This window comes from Polaromonas aquatica, assembly GCF_042659145.1.
Classification (GTDB): domain Bacteria; phylum Pseudomonadota; class Gammaproteobacteria; order Burkholderiales; family Burkholderiaceae_C; genus Polaromonas; species Polaromonas aquatica.
The window spans coordinates 477,777-496,250 of the sequence record NZ_JBHSRS010000084.1 but is presented as its reverse complement, the minus strand read 5'-3'; the positions used below and the strand labels follow the sequence as shown (position 1 = coordinate 496,250).

General features: G+C 61.3%; 22 protein-coding genes. 14 read left to right on the top strand and 8 right to left on the bottom strand.

All coding sequences use genetic code 11. The features are described from left to right. Positions 1-182: 182 nt before the first annotated feature. A complete protein-coding gene (locus ACFQND_RS23560) occupies positions 183-1,436 on the top strand; it encodes an MFS transporter (RefSeq protein ID WP_371439974.1) in 1,254 nt (417 codons plus the stop codon). A 21-nt stretch (positions 1,437-1,457) separates the two neighbouring features. Here ACFQND_RS23560 and ACFQND_RS23555 read toward each other — a convergent pair whose 3' ends face one another. Together ACFQND_RS23555 and ACFQND_RS23550 are read right to left on the bottom strand one after the other, a co-directional pair. Beyond that, entirely contained in the window at positions 1,458-2,780 is a 1,323-nt protein-coding gene (locus ACFQND_RS23555; RefSeq protein WP_371439973.1) for a c-type cytochrome, read from the bottom strand. Further along, positions 2,777-3,526, bottom strand: coding sequence for a c-type cytochrome (locus tag ACFQND_RS23550; RefSeq protein ID WP_371439972.1), 750 nt, complete (start codon positions 3,524-3,526; stop codon positions 2,777-2,779). Before ACFQND_RS23550 ends, ACFQND_RS23555 begins: the two co-directional genes overlap by 4 nt. Before the next feature lie 157 nt (positions 3,527-3,683). Here ACFQND_RS23550 and ACFQND_RS23545 point away from each other — a divergent pair, with 157 nt between their 5' ends. Next, on the top strand, positions 3,684-5,129 hold the full coding sequence (locus tag ACFQND_RS23545) for an aminotransferase-like domain-containing protein (protein ID WP_371439971.1): 1,446 nt from the start codon (positions 3,684-3,686) through the stop codon (positions 5,127-5,129). 259 nt (positions 5,130-5,388) lie between these two features. Continuing rightward, on the top strand, positions 5,389-5,628 hold the full coding sequence (locus ACFQND_RS23540) for a hypothetical protein (RefSeq protein ID WP_371439970.1): 240 nt from the start codon (positions 5,389-5,391) through the stop codon (positions 5,626-5,628). Between the two features lie 150 nt (positions 5,629-5,778). Here ACFQND_RS23540 and ACFQND_RS23535 read toward each other — a convergent pair whose 3' ends face one another. Next, positions 5,779-5,994 carry a glycine zipper 2TM domain-containing protein gene (locus ACFQND_RS23535; protein WP_371439969.1) on the bottom strand — a complete coding sequence of 72 codons (216 nt, stop codon included), beginning with the start codon at positions 5,992-5,994 and terminating at the stop codon, positions 5,779-5,781. Between the two features lie 255 nt (positions 5,995-6,249). On the opposite strand from ACFQND_RS23535, the gene ACFQND_RS23530 reads away from it, so the two are divergent. Then, positions 6,250-6,519, top strand: a complete 270-nt coding sequence (locus ACFQND_RS23530) for a hypothetical protein (RefSeq protein ID WP_371439968.1) — start codon at positions 6,250-6,252, stop codon at positions 6,517-6,519. 84 nt (positions 6,520-6,603) lie between these two features. Here ACFQND_RS23530 and ACFQND_RS23525 read toward each other — a convergent pair whose 3' ends face one another. Then, complete coding sequence (locus ACFQND_RS23525) at positions 6,604-7,515, bottom strand: LysR family transcriptional regulator (protein ID WP_371439967.1); 912 nt, start codon at positions 7,513-7,515, stop codon at positions 6,604-6,606. 149 nt (positions 7,516-7,664) lie between these two features. Between ACFQND_RS23525 and ACFQND_RS23520 the strand changes: the two genes are divergently transcribed. From ACFQND_RS23520 to ACFQND_RS23510, 3 genes are read left to right on the top strand one after another with little or no spacing between them, the layout of a single operon-like run. Continuing rightward, positions 7,665-8,648 carry a PhnD/SsuA/transferrin family substrate-binding protein gene (locus tag ACFQND_RS23520; protein ID WP_371439966.1) on the top strand — a complete coding sequence of 328 codons (984 nt, stop codon included), beginning with the start codon at positions 7,665-7,667 and terminating at the stop codon, positions 8,646-8,648. 30 nt (positions 8,649-8,678) lie between these two features. Continuing rightward, complete coding sequence (locus ACFQND_RS23515; protein WP_371439965.1) at positions 8,679-9,653, top strand: Bug family tripartite tricarboxylate transporter substrate binding protein; 975 nt, start codon at positions 8,679-8,681, stop codon at positions 9,651-9,653. A gap of 29 nt (positions 9,654-9,682) precedes the next feature. Beyond that, complete coding sequence (locus ACFQND_RS23510; protein ID WP_371439964.1) at positions 9,683-10,696, top strand: aromatic ring-hydroxylating dioxygenase subunit alpha; 1,014 nt, start codon at positions 9,683-9,685, stop codon at positions 10,694-10,696. Positions 10,697-10,727: 31 nt separating this feature from the next. Here ACFQND_RS23510 and ACFQND_RS23505 read toward each other — a convergent pair whose 3' ends face one another. Continuing rightward, entirely contained in the window at positions 10,728-11,492 is a 765-nt protein-coding gene (locus ACFQND_RS23505) for an alpha/beta fold hydrolase (RefSeq protein ID WP_371439963.1), read from the bottom strand. After that, positions 11,489-12,568, bottom strand: a complete 1,080-nt coding sequence (locus ACFQND_RS23500) for a M14 family zinc carboxypeptidase (protein ID WP_371439962.1) — start codon at positions 12,566-12,568, stop codon at positions 11,489-11,491. The genes ACFQND_RS23505 and ACFQND_RS23500 overlap by 4 nt, the downstream gene beginning before the upstream one ends. A gap of 146 nt (positions 12,569-12,714) precedes the next feature. On the opposite strand from ACFQND_RS23500, the gene ACFQND_RS23495 reads away from it, so the two are divergent. Then, positions 12,715-13,692, top strand: a complete 978-nt coding sequence (locus tag ACFQND_RS23495) for a Bug family tripartite tricarboxylate transporter substrate binding protein (protein ID WP_371439961.1) — start codon at positions 12,715-12,717, stop codon at positions 13,690-13,692. 44 nt (positions 13,693-13,736) lie between these two features. Further along, the gene (locus tag ACFQND_RS23490) at positions 13,737-13,940 is read left to right on the top strand and encodes a hypothetical protein (RefSeq protein ID WP_371439960.1); all 204 of its coding nucleotides are present in this window, start codon (positions 13,737-13,739) and stop codon (positions 13,938-13,940) included. Between the two features lie 48 nt (positions 13,941-13,988). Here ACFQND_RS23490 and ACFQND_RS23485 read toward each other — a convergent pair whose 3' ends face one another. After that, positions 13,989-14,306 (bottom strand): 2Fe-2S iron-sulfur cluster-binding protein, encoded by a 318-nt coding sequence (locus ACFQND_RS23485; RefSeq protein ID WP_371439959.1) that lies wholly within the window; start codon positions 14,304-14,306, stop codon positions 13,989-13,991. 173 nt (positions 14,307-14,479) lie between these two features. Between ACFQND_RS23485 and ACFQND_RS23480 the strand changes: the two genes are divergently transcribed. Further along, positions 14,480-15,001, top strand: a complete 522-nt coding sequence (locus tag ACFQND_RS23480; RefSeq protein WP_371439958.1) for a GNAT family N-acetyltransferase — start codon at positions 14,480-14,482, stop codon at positions 14,999-15,001. Between the two features lie 22 nt (positions 15,002-15,023). Here ACFQND_RS23480 and ACFQND_RS23475 read toward each other — a convergent pair whose 3' ends face one another. Further along, positions 15,024-15,155, bottom strand: coding sequence for a hypothetical protein (locus ACFQND_RS23475; protein WP_371439957.1), 132 nt, complete (start codon positions 15,153-15,155; stop codon positions 15,024-15,026). A 265-nt stretch (positions 15,156-15,420) separates the two neighbouring features. Between ACFQND_RS23475 and ACFQND_RS23470 the strand changes: the two genes are divergently transcribed. The 4 genes from ACFQND_RS23470 (at position 15,421) to ACFQND_RS23455 (ending at position 18,471) form a co-directional block, all read left to right on the top strand. Next, positions 15,421-15,759 carry a glycine zipper domain-containing protein gene (locus tag ACFQND_RS23470; RefSeq protein ID WP_371439956.1) on the top strand — a complete coding sequence of 113 codons (339 nt, stop codon included), beginning with the start codon at positions 15,421-15,423 and terminating at the stop codon, positions 15,757-15,759. Positions 15,760-15,883: 124 nt separating this feature from the next. Then, complete coding sequence (locus tag ACFQND_RS23465; RefSeq protein WP_371439955.1) at positions 15,884-16,822, top strand: DUF808 domain-containing protein; 939 nt, start codon at positions 15,884-15,886, stop codon at positions 16,820-16,822. Positions 16,823-17,318: 496 nt separating this feature from the next. Continuing rightward, positions 17,319-17,774 (top strand): hypothetical protein, encoded by a 456-nt coding sequence (locus ACFQND_RS23460; protein WP_371439954.1) that lies wholly within the window; start codon positions 17,319-17,321, stop codon positions 17,772-17,774. 55 nt (positions 17,775-17,829) lie between these two features. Continuing rightward, a complete protein-coding gene (locus tag ACFQND_RS23455; RefSeq protein WP_371439953.1) occupies positions 17,830-18,471 on the top strand; it encodes a GIY-YIG nuclease family protein in 642 nt (213 codons plus the stop codon). Positions 18,472-18,474: the final 3 nt, after the last annotated feature.

The window sequence follows — 18,474 nt, the reverse complement described above, 5'->3', positions numbered from 1 at the left end:
GGCGGATCGGCCTCTTTGGCCCGTGGGCCTCCCAGTTGGCCTGAAAAATGCGATTTTCAGCATGAAAACCGGCTCTGGCCCTGAAGGAACAAGCGCAACCAGCTATCAAATAAGGAGCGCTTTCGGCAGTGACCCAGGCAAGACCGGCAGGGGCGGAAAGCGGCTGTTAAGCTTCCTCCCCGATGTCAAGCCATACCTTTAAAGAACTTCTCCAGCAGCGCGCCTTCATCCGTATGTGGTGTGCCCGTTTATTCGGCACCATGGGAACCCAGATGCTGATGGTGGCCATAGGCTGGCACATGTATGACCTGACGGGCAGTGCCTGGGACCTGGGGCTGGTCGGCCTGTACCAGTTTTTGCCTGCACTGCTGCTGACGCTGGTGGCCGGCCATGTGGCGGACCGGGTGCATCGGGGGCGCATCATCGCCGGCTGCTTCTTTACGCAGGCTGCGGTGGCGCTGATCCTGATTGCCGCCACCCAGGGCTGGGGGGCCACGGCTTCTGCGCACTGGGCTTCGCGCGAGTTGTTGCTGGGCCTGTCGGTGTTGCTGGGTGTGGCGCGGGCCTTCCAGATGCCAGCGCAGCAATCCCTGATGCCCATGCTGGTGCCGCCTGCCATGCTGCCGCGCGCCATGGCTTTCAGCTCGGGCGGCAACCAGGCGGCCGTGATCGTCGGGCCGGCGCTGGGCGGGGTGATTTTTGTGGCCGGGGCTTCGGCGGTGTATGCCAGTTGCGCGGCCCTGTTTGTCACGGGCTCGGTGCTGATTTCGCTGGTGCGCTACAAACACACGCCACCGCCGCGCGAGCCGGTGTCCATGCGCACGCTGCTGGCCGGTGCGCGGTTTGTGTGGTTCCACAAGGCATTGCTGGGCGCGGTGTCGCTGGACCTGTTTGCCGTGCTGCTTGGCGGCGCCATCGCATTGCTGCCGATGTTTGCCAAAGACATCCTGCATGTGGGCCCCTGGGGCCTGGGTTTGCTGCGTTCGGCGCCGGCGGCCGGTGCCGTGCTGACGGCCGTAGTGCTGACGCGCTGGCCGCTGGCGCGCCGCGTCGGGCATACCATGCTGGCGGCGGTGGCGCTTTACGGCGTGTGCATGATGGTGTTTGGCCTGTCCACCAGTTTTTTACTGTCGCTGTTGGCGCTGGCTGTTTCCGGCGGGGCCGACATGGTGAGTGTGGTGGTGCGCCAGACCCTGGTGCAGATTGAAACGCCGGATGACATGCGCGGCCGTGTCAGCGCCATCAATTCGGTCTTTATAGGTGCGTCCAATCAGTTGGGTGAGTTCGAGTCCGGTGCCACCGCCGCCTTGCTGGGGCCGGTCGGCTCCGTGGTGCTTGGTGGCGTGGGCACCGTGCTGGTGGCCGTGGCCTGGCTCAGGCTGTTTCCCTCGCTGGCCAGGCGCGACTCACTGACGGCGCCGGCACGCGAGTCCTGAAGCGGTGGTTCCGGGCGCCGTCTAGCGCCCCGAGCTGGCGCGTATGCGGTTGACTTCCAGCGGGGACACGGCACTGGCCTGGTTGCCCCAGGCGCCGCGTATGTGCGTGAGCACCGCCGCCACATCGGTGTCATTGAGCACCAGCACAAACGGCGGCATGCCGAAGGGGCGCGGGTTGCCGGCAGTGGCCGGCGCGTAACCGCCGTTCAATACGATCTGCACCAGGTTGACCGTCTGGGGCATGAGCACGGCGCGGTTACCCGCAAGCGCCGGGTAGGCATTGGGAACGCCCTGGCCCTTGTCGCCGTGGCATTGCGCGCAGTTCTGTTCATACAGTTTGGCGCCCAGCGCCGCCACGCTGCCCGGTGCGACTGCATCTGCAGCCGACGGCGAGCCTGCCATGAGGGCGATTTCGGGCTCCTTTGGCGAACCCGGGGCGGACGTGCCCGGCAGCTCCTTTAAGAACTGGGCCATGGCGTTCAGGTCTTCGCTGTTCAGGTACTGCGTGCTGCCCTGCACGACCTCGGCCATGGGGCCGTTGACGGAGCCGCGTTTCGAGACGCCGTTTTTGAGCAGGTTGACGATTTCCTGGCGGTCCCAGTCGCCCACGCCGGCTTCGTGCGGCGACACCAGCGAGGGGGCATACCAGTTCTGGATCGGAATCAGGCCGCCCGAAAGGTCCAGCCCTTCGGTTGCGCCCATGACATTGCGGGCGGTATGGCAGGCTGTGCAGTGGCCCAGGCCGTTGACGAGGTAGGCGCCGCGGTTCCACTCCGCATTGCGGCTGGTATCCGGCTTGTATACGCCGGGGCTGAAATACAGCGCGCGCCATACCGCCAGTGCCGCCTGCGACTGGTAAGGGAAACGCAGGGCATGTGCCTTGTTGGGCTGCGCTACGGCAGGCAGGCTTTTGAGATAGGCAAACAGCGCATCCGAGTCTTCACGCGTGACCTGGGTGTAGCTGGGGTAGGGGAACGCCGGGTAGAGCAGGCGGCCGCTCTTGGAGCGGCCGTTGTGCATGGCGCGCCAGAAGTGCGCCGGCGACCAGGTGCCCAGGCCGGTTTTTTCATCAGGCGTGAGGTTGGATGTGAAAACGGCGCCAAAAGGCGTGTCTATGCTGCGCCCGCCGGCATACGGCTCGCCGCCGCGCGCAGTGTGGCAGGTCATGCAGTTGCCGGCGCGGGCCAGGTAGGCGCCGCGCGCTATCAGGCTATCGCTGGCGGCAGCAGCGGCGACCGGCGCGCTCACATCAATCTCGTCCCGGCTGTTCAGCACCCACACCAGTGCGGCCGCGCCGGCCAGCACGACCCCGGCGCCCAGCGTGAATTTGATGAGTCGTTTCATGGCGTGGCCCTTACCGGCGCACTGCCGCAGGTGATGGCTGTTGCACCCGCCGCCAGTGGGGGCAGGGACGTTGCGGGTTTTGTGTTTGCCGGCAGGGGTTGCGCCGCGAGCCAGCTGCCCACCGCGTTGATGTCTTCCAGGCTCAGGCGTGCCACCACGTCTTTCATGCAGTCGGGCGCGTGGGCCTTGCGCTGCCCGGCTTTCCAGGCGCCGAGCTGGGCATTGAGGTAGTCACGCGGCAGCCCCAGCAGGCCGGGGATGTTGGGCGCCACGCCGGTCATGGCCTGTCCGTGGCACTGCACGCAGGCTGGCACCTGGCGCGCCGCGTCGCCCTGCATGACCAGGCGCTCACCCTGGCGCAGCACGCCGGCAGATGCGGTGGTGGCCATGGGGGCGGGGTAGGGCACTTCGAGTTGCGAAAAATACTGCGCAATCTCCATCAGGTAGGTATCGGTCAGCGGGTCCACCAATTGCGTCATCAGGCCATAGTGGCGCCTGCCTTCGCGAAAATTGATCAGCTGGTTGTAGAGGTAGCCGGCGGGTTTGCCCGCCAGGCGCGGGTAGTAACCGTCAGGCGCCGCACGGCCTTGCGGGCCGTGGCAGGCGGTGCAGGCCATGGCCCGCTGGGCAATGGTGTCTTCAAACGGCGCGGTCGCAGCCGCAGCAGGCGCCAGCAGGCCAAGCAGTCCGCCGGCAATGACACAGGGCGCCGCCAGCCAGCGCGTAAAAAGGGAAATCTTCAACATGAACGAATCATGCCTCAGAGCGGCGCCTGATGTAAGCATCAGATGGCTTATAAAAAACCATATCAGATGAAAAAATAGAAAAAATTACAATATCAGATGAGATGGGGGGTAAGGGTTTCTTTTTGGCTGCGACAGCAAGAACAAGGCAGGCGGATTGATGAAACGTTATGAACAACTGGTTGAGCTGCTGGCGGGGGACATCCGCAATGGGCATTTCGGCCCCGGCACGCGGTTGCCGTCCATACGCAGCCTCACGGCGCAGCACGGCATCAATGCGTCAACGGCCTTCAAGGCTTATTACCGGCTGGAAGAAAAAGGCCTGGTGCGCGCCCGTCCGCGCTCGGGTTATTACGTCACGGCTTCCGCCATGCAGCCGCTTGCGGCGGCCGGGGCAGGCCAGCCGATCAAGGCGACCCGGACGGCGGCACGCGTGGCGCCCAGGCTGGATGTGAGCGAGCTGGTGTTCGAGGTGCTTGCCGCGGTGCAGGACCCGGACATCGTGCCCTTGGGCTCGGCCTTTGCCGCGCCCGCGCTGTTCCCGCTGCAAAGCCTGGGCAAGTCGCTGGCGCGAGCGGCGCGGCAGATCCACCTGCGCGGCGCCACGGCGCATCTGTCGCAGGGCGACCCGGTGCTGCGTCAGCAGATCGCCCTGCGTTACCTGGGTATGGGCATGCCGCAAGCTGCGGATGAACTCATAGTCACCAACGGCGCGCTGGAAGGGCTTAACCTGTGCCTGGCCGCCGTGGCCCGGCCGGGTGACCTGATTGCCATTGAGTCGCCCGGCTTTTATGCCGGCCTGCAGGCGCTGGAGCGTCTGAAGATGAAAGCGCTGGAAATCCCGGTGCACCCACGGGACGGGCTGGACCTGGCTGCGCTGGCGGACGCGCTCAAGCGCCATCCGGTCAAGGCCTGCTGGTTCATGACCTCGTTCCAGAACCCCACGGGTGCAAGCCTGCCTGAGGAAAAGAAAAAGGCACTGGTCGCGTTGCTGGCCCGCCATGACATCCCGCTGGTTGAAGACGACGTGTACGGCGAACTGCACTTTGGCAACCGCGCGCCGCTGCCGGCCAAGGCCTTTGACCGCAAGGGCCTGGTGATGCACTGTAGTTCGTTCAGCAAAACGCTGGCGCCCGGCTACCGTGTAGGCTGGGTCTCGCCCGGTCGCTTTGGCGAGCAGATCGAAAGGCTCAAGCTGATGACCACACTGTCAGCCAGCCTGCCGGCGCAGCTGGCCGTGGCCGACTACCTGCAGCATGGCGGTTACGACAAACACCTGCGCCGGCTGCGCCATGCGATGGAGACGCAACTGGCCTGCATGCTGGCGGCCATTGCGCGTTATTTCCCGGTGGGCGTGCGTGTCTCGCATCCGGCGGGGAGTTATTTTGTGTGGCTGGAGTTTGACGAGGGTTTTGACGCGCTGGCCTTGCACCAGGCGGCGCTGGAGCACGGCATCAGCGTGGCGCCGGGCCCGGTGTTTTCAGCACGGCGCAATTTCAGGCACTGCCTGCGCCTGAATTACGGCCACCCCTGGGATGCGCGGTTTGAGGCAGCCATGCAGACGCTGGGCCAGTTGGTGGGCCAGCAGGGGCCATACGCCTCGTAATCCGGTAATCACGCGTCGCCAACAAGCTCTGAAATTCCCTGAGCAGGTATTCAGAACGCAGAACGACCGGTCCCATCTGTTCAATGTATTCTTGCCCGAACCTGTCGGACAAGCCGCGAATCTGCTCGCTTTTGCAGGGCATCCCTGTAATTTTGGTGCCGAACTGCGAATGTTCGTCTCATTGTGTATCAGGCCTTGCCTAAGCCAGTTTTGGAAGGTAAAAGTGAAACCTTGCTCAAAAGTAAAAAGGAGATGGCCCATGCCTGTCGAACTTTTGAAGACCATCGTGAACAGGCCGTTGCCGCTCACCATTACCGATCCGCACGACATCGACAAACTGCGGGTATTGAGGGCAGCCGGCTACGTAAGTGTGCTGCTTCCGTCGCCGGAAGGGGGACAGAGGTTTGCGCGAGTGCTTCATATCACGCAAGAAGGTCGCGATGCCGTGTCTGAATTCCAGAAACCCGGATCGCACCTGGTCACCAACCCTGCATACTGAGCAGTGCGTCCCTGTGTATCGTTTTGCAGCGTCGATCGATGATCCGCGCCACAGTTACCCGTCCCTGACGGCGGGTTTGGATTTACGGGTCTCCCCCCGGCTAAATTTGCGCCCTATGCAATAGCTGGTGGTCGCTTTCGAGCGGGCGACTTATCTTCTTTCCTTGCTGACCTCGTTCCCGATCACACCGCCCACCGCCGCGCCACCGATAGTTCCCAGCGCACTGCCACCGGTTAGAACCGAGCCGGCGACACCGCCGACGCCGGCGCCGATGGCGGTATTTCTTTCCTGTGTCGTCATACCGCCACAGCCCGCCAGGCTGACAATTGCAAGTGCGCAAAGTGCGCTTTGTTTGATTCCATTCATTTTCAATCTCCTTAAAAGGTCGGGGTGATGGTTGTTGAAGAGTGAGGGGCGCATCGTCCTCGTCCCGGTTGGGCTGCTCTGCAGTTACGCCAACGCCTGCCAATCTTCCTTATGTTCTCCTTCAGATGCAGTGACTGAAGTTTCCAGAACATCTGTGAGTGCACCCACACGCTTAAGGCACCCATGTAATCATGGTAGACACGGGGAAAAGCTTTTACATCGGAGACTCTCCCGGCCTGGCGTAGGAGGTTGCTTATGCTGGGCGAGGCTACCGGCGCATCACGCCAGATGATTGAAGGCCTGCAATCCAGTTGGGTGGACATGACTGCCGAGCGGGCCAGCATGATCCTCGGTGCTGACAGTGCACTGCCGCTTGAGCAGCACCATCAGGCACTGAAACGCTTTACCCGGCAACTTTTGGGACTGGAAACCGCTCTTTTACGGCCGACGCCCAAACCTCCTCCTTGGGTGTGGGGAGGGCGTGCCGATTGCCGTAAGCCTGTTTTTTTCCAAAACAGGCTTTGACCCTTGTGTAATGCGCGTAAGTAGCTATTAAAAGCATAGCAAATTCAGGCTGTGCCAGGCGCTGTTGTCCGCGAACGTCCAGCCTCAAGTCCGCTTTCGGGTGTCGGCAACCAGGTCCAGGTAGGTCGTGCAGGCCAGGTCTGTTGCCGCGCGTTGCAAAGGCGTGAGGATGCGCTGCGACGGGGTGACTAGCACCAGGTGCGTCAACAGCTCGGGTGCCGTGATGCGCTGGGCGACCAGCCCGGGGGAAGGGGGCTGGTCGATGAGGGGGAAGCGCGTGGCGATCGTGTAGCCCACGCCCTGGGCGACCAGCTGAAAAACCGTCTGCATGATATCGACTTCCAGCACCAGGTTGAGCGAGATGCCAAGGCGTGCGGCTTCAAGCTCGACCGGGCCGCGTATGGCATGCAGGCGGGACGGCATGATGAGCGGCAGGCCGTCCAGTTCACGGAAATCGACCGACGCTTTTTTGCGGCCTACAGCTTTGGGGCCCACCAGGTACAGCGCTTCGTCGCTCAGCGGCGTCATCGTCAGGCTGGGTGTGGGCGGAGGATTGTGGAAGATGGCGAAGTCCAGCCTTGAAGCCTTGATCTGGTCCAGCAGCGTAGCCGACAGGTGGTTGACGATGGACAGGTGGGCGTTGGGCAATTCCTCCCTGAAACGGCGTACATAGTGCGGAATCATGAAGCTGCCCACGCTGGGCGTGAGCCCGCACACCACCGTGCCTGAAAGCCGCCTGTCGCCGACGTGCAAAACCTGGAGGGCGGCATCGGCTGCATGCAGCACGCCGCGCGCCTGCTCCAGAAAACGCGCACCTGCCGCTGTCAGCAAGACCCCGCGTCCGTTCCTGTGAAACAGGCTGGCCTTCACGTCTACTTCCAGCGCACGGATCTGCCGGCTGAGCGTCGGCTGTGCGATGCCGAGCAATTCGGCCGCCTTGACAAAACTGCCGAGGTCGGAGACGTGCACAAAGTAATTGAGTTGCTTGAGATCCATGATTTTCCGGATATGCAGTAACGACATATCAGAAGACGCGGTATCGTCATTGTATAAGTCCATGAAGCTGCCTATTCTTCGCAACATCAATAAAACGGGATACATGAACGAAGGACGTTCATGCGCCTCACCGCCAACGAATGGGTTAAATGAAACTGCCACTGACCGTCGCCTGCTGGGACTACGACCGCACCCGCCTCCTGTTTGACGGGCAGGTTGCCATTGAGGGTTGCGAAACCAATATGCTGTGCCTGCCGGTAGAGGAAACGTTTTTCCGGGCGCTGCGCTCCACCGAGTTCGATGTGGCCGAGCTGTCCCTGAGCAGCTACACCATGATGCGTTCGCGCGGCAGCTGCCCTTACATTGCGATTCCGGTTTTCCTGTCGCGCATGTTTCGCCATTCCGCCATTTATGTGCGGGCCGACAGCCCCTTGCGCACGCCCGAAGACCTGCGCGGCAGGACGGTGGGTGTCCCTGAATACCAGTTGACGGCGCCGGTCTGGGTGCGCGGGATCCTGCAGGACGAATACGGTGTGCAGCCGCACGAGCTGCGGTGGCGCACCGGCGGTGTGGAAACGCCGGGCAGGCACGAGAAGGTGAGTTTTGCAGCCCCTCCGGGCGTGCAGGTCGAATCCATCCCCGCCACCGACACACTGGACCAGCAATTGCTGGATGGCCGCATTGACGCCTTGATTGCTCCGCGCGCCCCCGCTTCATTTGTGCAGGGCAAGTCCGTGCGCCTGTTCAACAACCTGCGTGAAACCGAACGTGCCTATTACGCCAAAACCGGCATCTTCCCCATCATGCACGTGGTTGGCATACGCGCTGCACTGGTAGAGCAGCAGCCCTGGCTGGCGGCGAGTGTTTACAAGGCTTTTAACCAGGCCAAAGACCATGCACTGCGGGAGTTGTCCGAAGTCGGGGCATTGAAGACCTCGTTGCCGTGGCTGACCAGCGAGTACGACGACACGGTTGCAGCCATGGGCCGCGATTTCTGGCAATACGGCGTGCAGTCCAACAAAGCCGCGCTTGACGCGTTTTTGCGATACCACCACCAGCAGGGGCTTTCCTCCCGGCTGATGCAGGCGGGCGAGCTGTTTGCTCCCTCGACTGAAGAGCAGTTTGTGATTTAAAAAAGTTGAATTGGAAAAGGAGACAGACCCGTGAACATCCAGTTAAGAAAAACCATGCTCGGCGCAGCCGCCCTCGTTGCGGGTGTGTTGTGCAGCACGGCATCGCAGGCCCAGGGCGACCGCACCATCAAGCTGATCGTGCCCTTCCCGCCGGGCGGCGGCACCGATGTACTCGCACGCGTGCTCAGCCGTCGCCTTGAATCCGACCTGGGCGAGACCGTCATTGTCGAGAACAGGCCCGGCGCCGGCGGCAACATCGCGCACGACTATGTGGCTGCCGCAGCAGCGGACGGTAAAACGCTGTTGTTCACGACGAATAGCCTGGTCATCAACCCGCTGATATACAGCAACGTGAAGTTCAACCCGCTCAAGAGCTACACACCGGTGATCGCGCTGGCGCATTCGCCCGTGGTCATCGTCAGCAAGCTCAATGCGCCCTACAGCACCTTGCCGGAGATGCTCGCATACGCCAGGGCAAACCCCGGGAAACTTTCGTACGCTTCCTGCGGCAATGGCGGCATCCACCACCTCGCAGGCGAGCAGCTCAAGGCCATGGCCGGCATCAGCATGGTGCACATTCCCTACCGCGGCTGCGGCGGCGCCATGACAGACCTCGCAGGCGGCCAGGTCGACATCAGCGTGAACAGCCTGACGGCAGTAGCTGCCTTTCTGAACAGCGGCAAGGTCAAGGGCCTGGCCATCACCAATTCGCAGCGTTCCGCTCTGGTGCCGGCCTTGCCCACGGTGGCGTCTTTCGGCATGAAGGGCTACAGCTTTGACGGCTGGTACGCGGTGCTCGCGCCGGCGGGCACGCCCGATGCGGCGGTGCAGCGCCTCAATGCATCGCTGAACAAGGCGCTGACCAATGACGAAGTGAAAAAGACGCTGTTGGCGGGTTTCCTGGAGCCGCTGGGTGGCCCGCCCTCGGCATTGACCAGCCTGATGACAAGGGAGATGGCCGACAGCGCGCCCATCGTCAAGTCCGCAAAGATCACTGCCGAGTGATTCAACGTACACGAAAGGGGTAAATCAGGATGTGGATCCAGAACGCCTGGTACGTCGCAGCCTTCAGCCGCGACCTTGAACATGCCCTGTTGCCGCGAACCATGCTCGGCAAGGCCGTGCTGCTGTACAGGGGCCGTGACGGCAAACCCGTGGCCATGGCCGACAAGTGCCCGCACCGCGGGGTGCCGCTGTCGCTGGGCAAGCTGGTCGACGGGATGGTGCGCTGCACTTACCATGGCCTGCGCATTGACAGCGACGGCCAATGCAGGCACATCCCCTGCCAGACGCTGATCCCGGCGCAGGCGCGCGTGACCACATACCCGGTGGCTGAAAAATACGGGTTCACCTGGGTCTGGATGGGGGAGGCGGCGCTGGCCGACGCGGCGCTGATACCCGATGTGCACTGGATGGACGATCCGGACTGGACCGCTTGCGGCGGCTACCACCACGTGGGCGCCGATTACCAGTTGATGAACGACAACCTGCTCGACCTGTCGCACGAGTCTTACCTGCATGACAAAACCATAGGCAATGAAGCGGTGGCTGAAGCGCCGGTCAAGACCACGGTCAATGCAGACGCAGTACGTGTGCACCGCGACATCCTCAACTGCGAGCCGCCACCGTTTTACGTCAAGGCCACGGGTTTTACCGATCGCATCAACCGCTGGCACACCACCATCTTCACGCCGCCTTCCTTCAACCTGATTGAAAACGGCTCCTACCCCGCCACGGCTGGCAGGGACCAGGCACTGGAGCGCCGTGTGATCCACCTCACCACGCCGGAGACGGCGACCAGCTGTCACTATTTCTGGGGTGTCGCACGCGCCTACCAGCGTGACGACACGGTACTGACCGAATTTATCCGGCAGCAGTCCAGCAACACCTTTGACGAAGACAAGGCCATGCTGGAAGCGCAGCAGCGCTCATTGGGCGATGCGGCCGGCTCGGCTTTCCCGGTAGCGCTGTGTACGGATGTGGGGCCCATCCAGGCGCGCAAGCTGATTCAAAAACGTCTGGCTGGTGAACATGCTGCTTCCGTTTGAATGGTGTCGGCGCGGGACGTAAAAAATATAGCTAACCAGGACCTAACCCGGTCCTGGCTGTCCATGCCACGACCTGCTCGCACACCCAATTCGCATCGTCATGCGGCAGGTCATGGCCTGCCCATGGGTGTTGCCGGTGTGTTGCCTGCCAGGCGCCTGCCAGGCGTGCGGAGCAGGTCGGGTGCACGAGGTGATCGGCTGCGGACGACAGTACAAGCGTGGCGCAGGGCGGTGCGGCAGATGCGCATGAAAAACCGGCTGCAGCCCAAAGCTGGCGTGCAGCATTGGCCGCAGTGACCGGTGCGCTTTTGCGGATACGCCGCCATGCCGCCAGGTCTTCGTCCCGTGAAGTGACGTTGTTGCAGGTCAGCTGGTGTATGACCCGCTCGGCATGGTCGGGGTCTTGCCAGCGCGTGGCCAGCAGTGCCAATTGAGGCCAGTTGCCGGGCCGCAGGCGCTGCGTCACGCTGCTGAACGGGCGCATGCTGGTGTTGATGAGCACCAGCCTTTCAATTTCATCGGGGTAGCGTTGTGCCCAGTCAGCGGCGACCATGCCGCCCAGCGACATGGCCAGCACCTTGCAAGGTGTTTGCAGTCCCTTGAGGCGTAGCTGCTGACGCAAAAATTCCACCATGCCGCACACGCTGCCGGGCGAGGTCCGGGCGTAAAACTCGCCATTGCCCGGCAGGTCCAGCGCCAGCACTTCCTCATGGCCAAGCTGCTGCGTCAACTGGCCGGCAAAACCACCCCAATGCCGCGCCTCGCGCGTGAGCCCCCTCAGAAGCAGCCAGCTCACAACACCCGCCTTGGCCGCCAGTAGGCGGTGGCCAGTTGCTGCAGCTGGACGCGGCGATCGGTGGCCGGTAACCAGCGCGGGGCGGCGAAGGCTGCTCGGGTCAGGAAGTCCAGCAGGTCGGCATGGCGGCGCAGCACACGCTTGATGCGGTGTGCCTTGATCGGGTTGAAGATGCCGTGCCGTGAAAACAGCTGGCGCGGGTTCTTGCGTATCCACAGCCAGGAGCCGAGCTCCAGAGTCATCGGTAAAAACACATTACCGGCAGGCGCGTGGTCATAAGCGTGGTCCCACAGGTCGCCGTGCAACAGGTACTGGTTGCTTTGCGGCTCAAAGCTGTAGGCATGGTGCGGGTGCGATTGCTCCAGCATGGTCTTGAGCGCAAACATCTCCGGCAGGTGCGCCATCAGGCGGCGTGTTTTGGCATAGGGGAACCAGATGCTGTCGTCAAAACCGTAACCCGAATGGCAGTCGAGCGCCAGGCTGAAGGGCCGGCTCGCCAGTTGCTCGCGTACCAGTTGCAGCAGTGCTGCGCTTTCGGCCTGCATGGGCGCACCCGGCTGGCCGCAATACCAGGGCAGCCATCGCGTCAGGGTTTGCCCGCCGGCCAGAAAAGGCACACGGCTCTCTGCCCGTTGCGGCGCATTGCGCATCAGGTCCACGCCATCCGGGTTGGCGCGTGTGTGTGCCCACATGCCGCCGGGGTTGACGATGGGCATGAACACCAGCCGGACTTTTTCAAGCTGCCGGTGCAGCAACTCGTCCCACTCCAGCCTGAACAGCAACGCCCGCATGTAATGCAGTATGACCTGCGTGCCTATGCGTTCCAGCCCGTGGATGCCGCCAAAAAAACCTACGGCGGGCGCCAGCGGGTTGCTGGAGCCTATGCCGGCCGTGAACACAGGAAAGGCCAGCGGCAGGGCCTTGCTGCCGGCACGCACCTCGCACACGGTCTGGATTTCAAAATGGCTGCTGCCCGCCAGCAGTATGGCCTTGAGGTCTTCGTGCTCGACAAAGGTGTTATACAGGTCGGCGGCAGGGGCGAGATGGGCAGGCAGGAGGTGCGCGGCAAGGGGCATGTCCCATCCTTGCATGTTCTTGTGACGGTTTGATTGCAGCAGGCGTTTGTGGATTCGCGTTGACAGGCATACAAATTGCTCTGTGTGGTCGGCGGCGTGCTACGCCCGCAACGCGACAGCCTTCCTCCCAAACCTGAAAGCGACCCATGCCCTTTACCCGCTCTACCTTCCTGGCGCTTTGCGCCGCGTCCTGCCTGACCTGGACCGTGCCATCCCTGGCGCAGGACACCTATCCCAGCCACCCGGTCAAGGTTGTCGTCGCGCTGCCGGCGGGCGGCAGCGTGGACATGGTTGCGCGGCTGGTGAGCCAGCAACTGGCAGCCGACCTGGGCCAGCCCTTCGTGGTGGATAACAGGGCCGGCGCATCCGGCCAGATCGGCGTTCCCGTTGTGGCGCGGGCAGCGCCGGACGGCTACACCCTCATGGCGTCTCCGGCGTCTTTCCTGACGACAAACAAGAGTATCTTCAAGACGCTGCCCTACAACCCCGAAACCGACTTTGTGCCCGTGGTCAAGCTTGTCAACCAGGCCATGGTGCTGGTGGTGCGCGACAAGTCAAAGTACGGCACACCGGCTGAAATATTGGCGGCGGCAAAGGCCAATCCCGGCAGGCTGACCTACGCATCCTCGGGCGACGGAAGCCCGCAGCACCTGGCAGGTCTCATGTTTGAAAGCCAGACCGGCGTCCGCATGTTGCACATACCGTACAAGGGCGGTGCGCCTGCGATCACGGACCTGATGGGCGGCGTTGTGGACATGGCCTTCGCCCCGCTCCCCGAGGCCCTTCCGCATATCAGGGCAGGCAAGCTGCACCCGGTGGGCGTGCTGAGCGACAAGCGTGCCATTTCGGCGCCGGAAATCCCGACACTGCGTGAAGGCGGCGTCAATAACGTCATCCTGTCGGCGTGGATAGGGCTGCTGGCACCCGCCAAAACGCCCCAGCCCATCCTGGACCGGCTCAGCAAATCCGTGAAGACAATGTTCCGGGGCGAGGCCAGGGCCAGGCTGATCGAAGTGGGAATGGAGCCGGCAGCCGATGAGGCCAAACCTCTGGCGCAGGTCATCTCGGAGGATATCCGCCTGCATGCCGAACTGGTGAAAGCTGCCGGCCTGGTGCCGCAATAGAACTGATTCGCCCGAAGCCGGACGCGAAGCGCGACGTATGCGTGATGCCGCTCAAACAGGTCGAAGGTGCTGGCATGCACGACAACAAACGCTTTCCCGATCCGGCCGGTCCCGAGGCATCGCTGCAGATGCTGGCGGCCGGCGATGTGGATACGTTTTTCAGCCGCCACCTTGGGCATATCGGAAGTGAGGGTGCCGAACTGCTGCCCATGGCTGCGCGCTGGAGGCCGACAGTACAGGGTGAGTAAGGCCAGGGCAGCGGGACGAATCGGCTGTATGTGGCGCCAGAGCGCCAGTCAGAACGGTAACTCGATCACCACATCTGAAACGGGGTAAGCCACGCAGGGCAGGATGTAACCCTCACGCTTTTCATCCAGGCTCAGGCCCGGCCATTCAATGCGGTAGCTCACTTGCCCGCTGGTAAGCAGGCAGATACAGGTGCGGCAGGTGCCGTTGCGGCAGGAGCTGTCCATCCTCAAGTCATCAAGGTTTGCCTGCTCTGCGGCCTGCAACAGCGGCAGTGAAGCGGGGGCCTCAAACGTGTGGCCGGAGGGTTCGACGCGGGCGCTGAAAACCCGTCCATCGGGGTTTTCCGGTGTTGCTTCGGTACTCAAGATACGCAGGCGCTGGGGGAGGGCATGGCCTGAATGCTACAGCGTCCGGAGTGCGCCCATAACCATGACGCATGGGCGGCTGGAGTGGCCGTTTTCGATTTGCGCGACAATTCCGGTCCCCCCGAATATTTATGTCACCGATTTTCCGGTGATTTGTTACAAGCGATTTTCTAATGTCCAGCTACTCCGTTCGTCCCGCCTCCGCCCGTGATGCCAAAGCCATTGCCGAAATTCACGTTGCCACCTGGCAAGCCGCCTACAAGGACCTGATGCCGGAGGACTACCTGAAAACGATGACCGTCGAAAAGCGCCAGGCCTATTGGCGCGAAGCCATTGAATACAGCGAACCCCAGCTGCTCGTGGCCACCGATGCCGACAAGGTGGTCGGTTTTGTGGGTTTTGACCGCTCGCGCGACGCAGGCACCAAATCCACTGTTGGCGAAATCTGGGCCTTGTATGTTGCGCCTGCCCATTGGGGCAAGGGCGCCGGTGTGGCCCTGTGGGACGGCGCCCGCGACGGGCTGAAGGAAGAAGGCTGCACGCAGGTGACCGCCTGGTCGCTGCTGCGCAACGAGCGCGCACTGGGCTTTTTTGAGCACGCAGCAGGCTTCAAGCGTGAAATGCCGTCGCTCAAGACGGTCGCTTTTGGCAACATCAAACTCGAAGAGATACGCCTGAAGCGCACGGTCGACTGAAACACCGGCGCCGGCCTGCCGTTCACGACGGCAGGTTCACCACACGCTCTTCGTCCGGAATCAGCGGTGATCCCTCGTCCGGGGTCACGGGCAGTTCCAGTCCATCATCTTCCTCGGCATCTTCTTCTGATACGGGTTTCGGGGTTCTGCTCATGACGGCCTCATTAAGTTTTCCATGAAAACCCCATCATGCGGATGCCTGTTGCCAGGCAGGCGAAGGCGTAAAGAGCGTTGTGTTGTCAGTCTTGGCTTACAGCAATCTGGCATGAAGCCAGTCGAAAGGTTTCAACTTGAACGCTCTCTTGTCCTACAGGCAGTCCGTGTAGCTGCGCACAGGCCGCTGCGCAAGCTTTTCCTAAAGTCAGGCATGGGCCGGGTGAACCCGTCCGGCGTGTGTTTGCGCTTTTTAAGGAGTCCTCATGGAGAAGATTGTTCATCCCACCGTTTCAGGTGATGAGTCAGCAGCCAATGCCATCCAGCGCCGGGTGGATGCCACCGGTGCTGCATTGCACAACAGCATTGACAAGGTTGCCGAACCGGCGCGGCATGCGGTTGACCGTGTGGCGGGCGGCGCGCATGAGGCGGTCGACAAACTTGCCAATACCGCCAACCGCTTTTCAGGCCAGACACACCGGCTGACCGAAGCGCCCGCCAGGGCACTGGAGACTTCCAAATCCTGGGTCCAGGAGCGTCCGCTGGAAGCTGTAGGCGTTGCCCTGGCCCTTGGTTTTATCCTTGGCCGGCTGAGCGCGCGTTGACAAAGCTGTTGGTCAAAGCCGCTGCCAAAAAACCGCCTTCGGGCGGTTTTTTACGTACGGGCACAATGCAGAATCGGAATGCTTTCTGACACCCGGTTAACTCCGCAACACTTGAGAGAACCTTATGGCCAGTAGCCTGCTTGCGCTGATTGACGACATCGCCACCATCCTGGATGACGTAGCCGTGCTGTCCAAGGTAGCGGCCAAAAAAACCGCTGGGGTATTGGGCGATGACCTGGCGTTGAATGCCCAGCAGGTCTCCGGCGTCAAGGCCGAGCGGGAACTGCCTGTGGTCTGGGCCGTGGCCAGGGGCTCGTTTGTCAACAAGCTCATCCTGGTGCCCGCCGCCCTGGCCATCAGCGCCTTTGCGCCCTGGGCCGTCACACCGCTGCTGATGGTTGGCGGCGCATTTTTGTGCTTTGAGGGTTTCGAAAAACTGGCCCACAAGTTTTTGCACAGCAAGCCCGAGCAGGCTGCGCAGCATGAAGAGCTGGTGACCGCGCTGGCCGACCCGGCGGTAGACCTGGTGGCCGTTGAAAAGGGCAAGATCAAGGGTGCCATCCGCACCGACTTTATTTTGTCGGCCGAGATCATCGCGATTACCCTGGGCACCGTGCAGAGCAGCCCATTCATCACGCAACTGGCCGTGCTCAGCTCCATAGCCATCGTCATGACGGTAGGTGTGTATGGCCTGGTGGCAGGCATCGTCAAGCTTGATGATGCCGGGCTTTACCTCAGCCAGCGCGCAGGCGCCAGCGCTGTACGCGGCATGCAACGCAGCCTGGGCCGAGGCCTTCTGATGGCTGCGCCGTGGCTGATGAAAAGCCTGTCGGTCGCGGGCACGATAGCCATGTTCCTGGTAGGCGGTGGCATCATCACGCATGGTGTGGCGCCGCTGCACCATTTCATCGAACAACTGGCCGCAAGGGCTGGTGGCTGGCTGGTCGCGATCACGCCGCTGCTGATGGACGCAGTGGTGGGTTTGATCACCGGAGCTGTTGTGCTGGCTGTGGTCAGCCTTGTTAAAAGGTTCTGGCCAGCCAGAACAGTTTCGGCAGCCTGAGCTGGATGGCGCGGCGATTGCTATCAAATATGTAGCTGGTTGCGCGTATCCCTATTGGGGTACAGGCACTTTTTATTGATGGCAATGGCTTGTTCAGCGGTTTTGGGGCCAAAAACGATGCCTTCGGACCTGAAAACGGTCTGTGGGGCTCAAAAATGGCTCATTTTGAGTATTAAAAGTGCTTGAGGCCGAATAGCTGCGCGCGCAGGTAGCTATTGAATTGATAGTGGTAAATGCATGTCTTGAGTCGGCAAGAGCCGGCGGATTTTGGTCTCAACTTCAATGACCGGCTGGATATAGTGCGTGTAACGAATCCGCTGAAAAATACAGAGCGTTGGTCCGAGGCCCAACGTGCAAGCTGCTCATAGGGGATTTCGATGTCCCGATTGGATTGCACTCCCATTCGTATGCCGCAGGTTTTGTCGCACACATTAAGTTAGGATTCTTTACTCGCTTCATCCCGACTGATCAGCCCGCCAGAAAAATGCCTCCACGCATGCAAATTCAACGAAACCAACCCGACGTGAGGGCGACGGTGTGCCAATCACAGGCACTCTTCTTGGCGTTACGAATTCGGAGCCTTGAAGCAGTTACTGATCAACTATTTGCCGCCGAATATGATCCCGACGCAGGTGATGCCGCCTTGTTTTGGGCACTCCCTGAGTACGATCTGTTTCACGATGCGGCGTATGCGTGTGGCTTCGTGTGCAACGACTTGGCGCCAGACTATCCCGTGGATGAAGCCAACACTCGACCATTTAGCAAGTTGTCGCGCGAGCCTTTTGATGGTCTTCGTCACTATGTCCACACTATGCTAAGGGCCGAGCGAAGCAACAGGGCGGACGGCTATTTCAGCCCTGTATGCAGTGCGATTCAGAGTGGCGCTCTAGGCTTGGTGGCGCAGCGCCTAACATCGGACGACTCGCTGTACGCCAATGATGCGCAACAATGATTCGTAGCTAACTCATCTGTTCCCGTCTTCCACGATTGCCAATCAAAATTGACTCATGACTGACATAAGTTCACAAATCGTCTATGTACTGACGAACCCAGCGATGCCCGGTCTTGTCAAGATTGGTATGACAACTCAACTTGAGGTTGAGGAACGAATGAAGCAGCTCTATGGCACGGGCGTCCCCGTACCATTTGATTGCGCATTTGCTTGCCAAGTGAAGGACGCAAACGAAGTTGAGAAAGCATTGCACTTCGCCTTTGGTACTGGGCGGATCAATCCCAATCGAGAGTTCTTCAAGATTGAACCCGAACGTGTCATAGCGATTCTCAAGCTGCTGAAAGTCGAAGACATCACGAGCCAAGTCGAGCAAACGATGGAGTCCGACGTGACTCCTGCCGATAAACAGTCAGCTCAGAATCTGAAAGATGCGCGCCGCCCAAGAATGGACTTCCATGAGCTAAGCATCCCTAACGGCTCGATTTTGATCTCAAAAGACGGCCAATCGGAAGCAACCGTTGTTGGCGAAAAGAAGGTGATCTTCAATGGTGCAATCTGCTCTTTGACTGCGGCAACACGAAAGGTCCTCGGTCTACCTGATGATTACGCGTTGCAGCCATCGCCGCACTGGACGTTCAACGGCAAGACGTTGAAGGAAATCTACGAAGATTTTCACAGCGCCGCCGAAGAAGCCTAACCA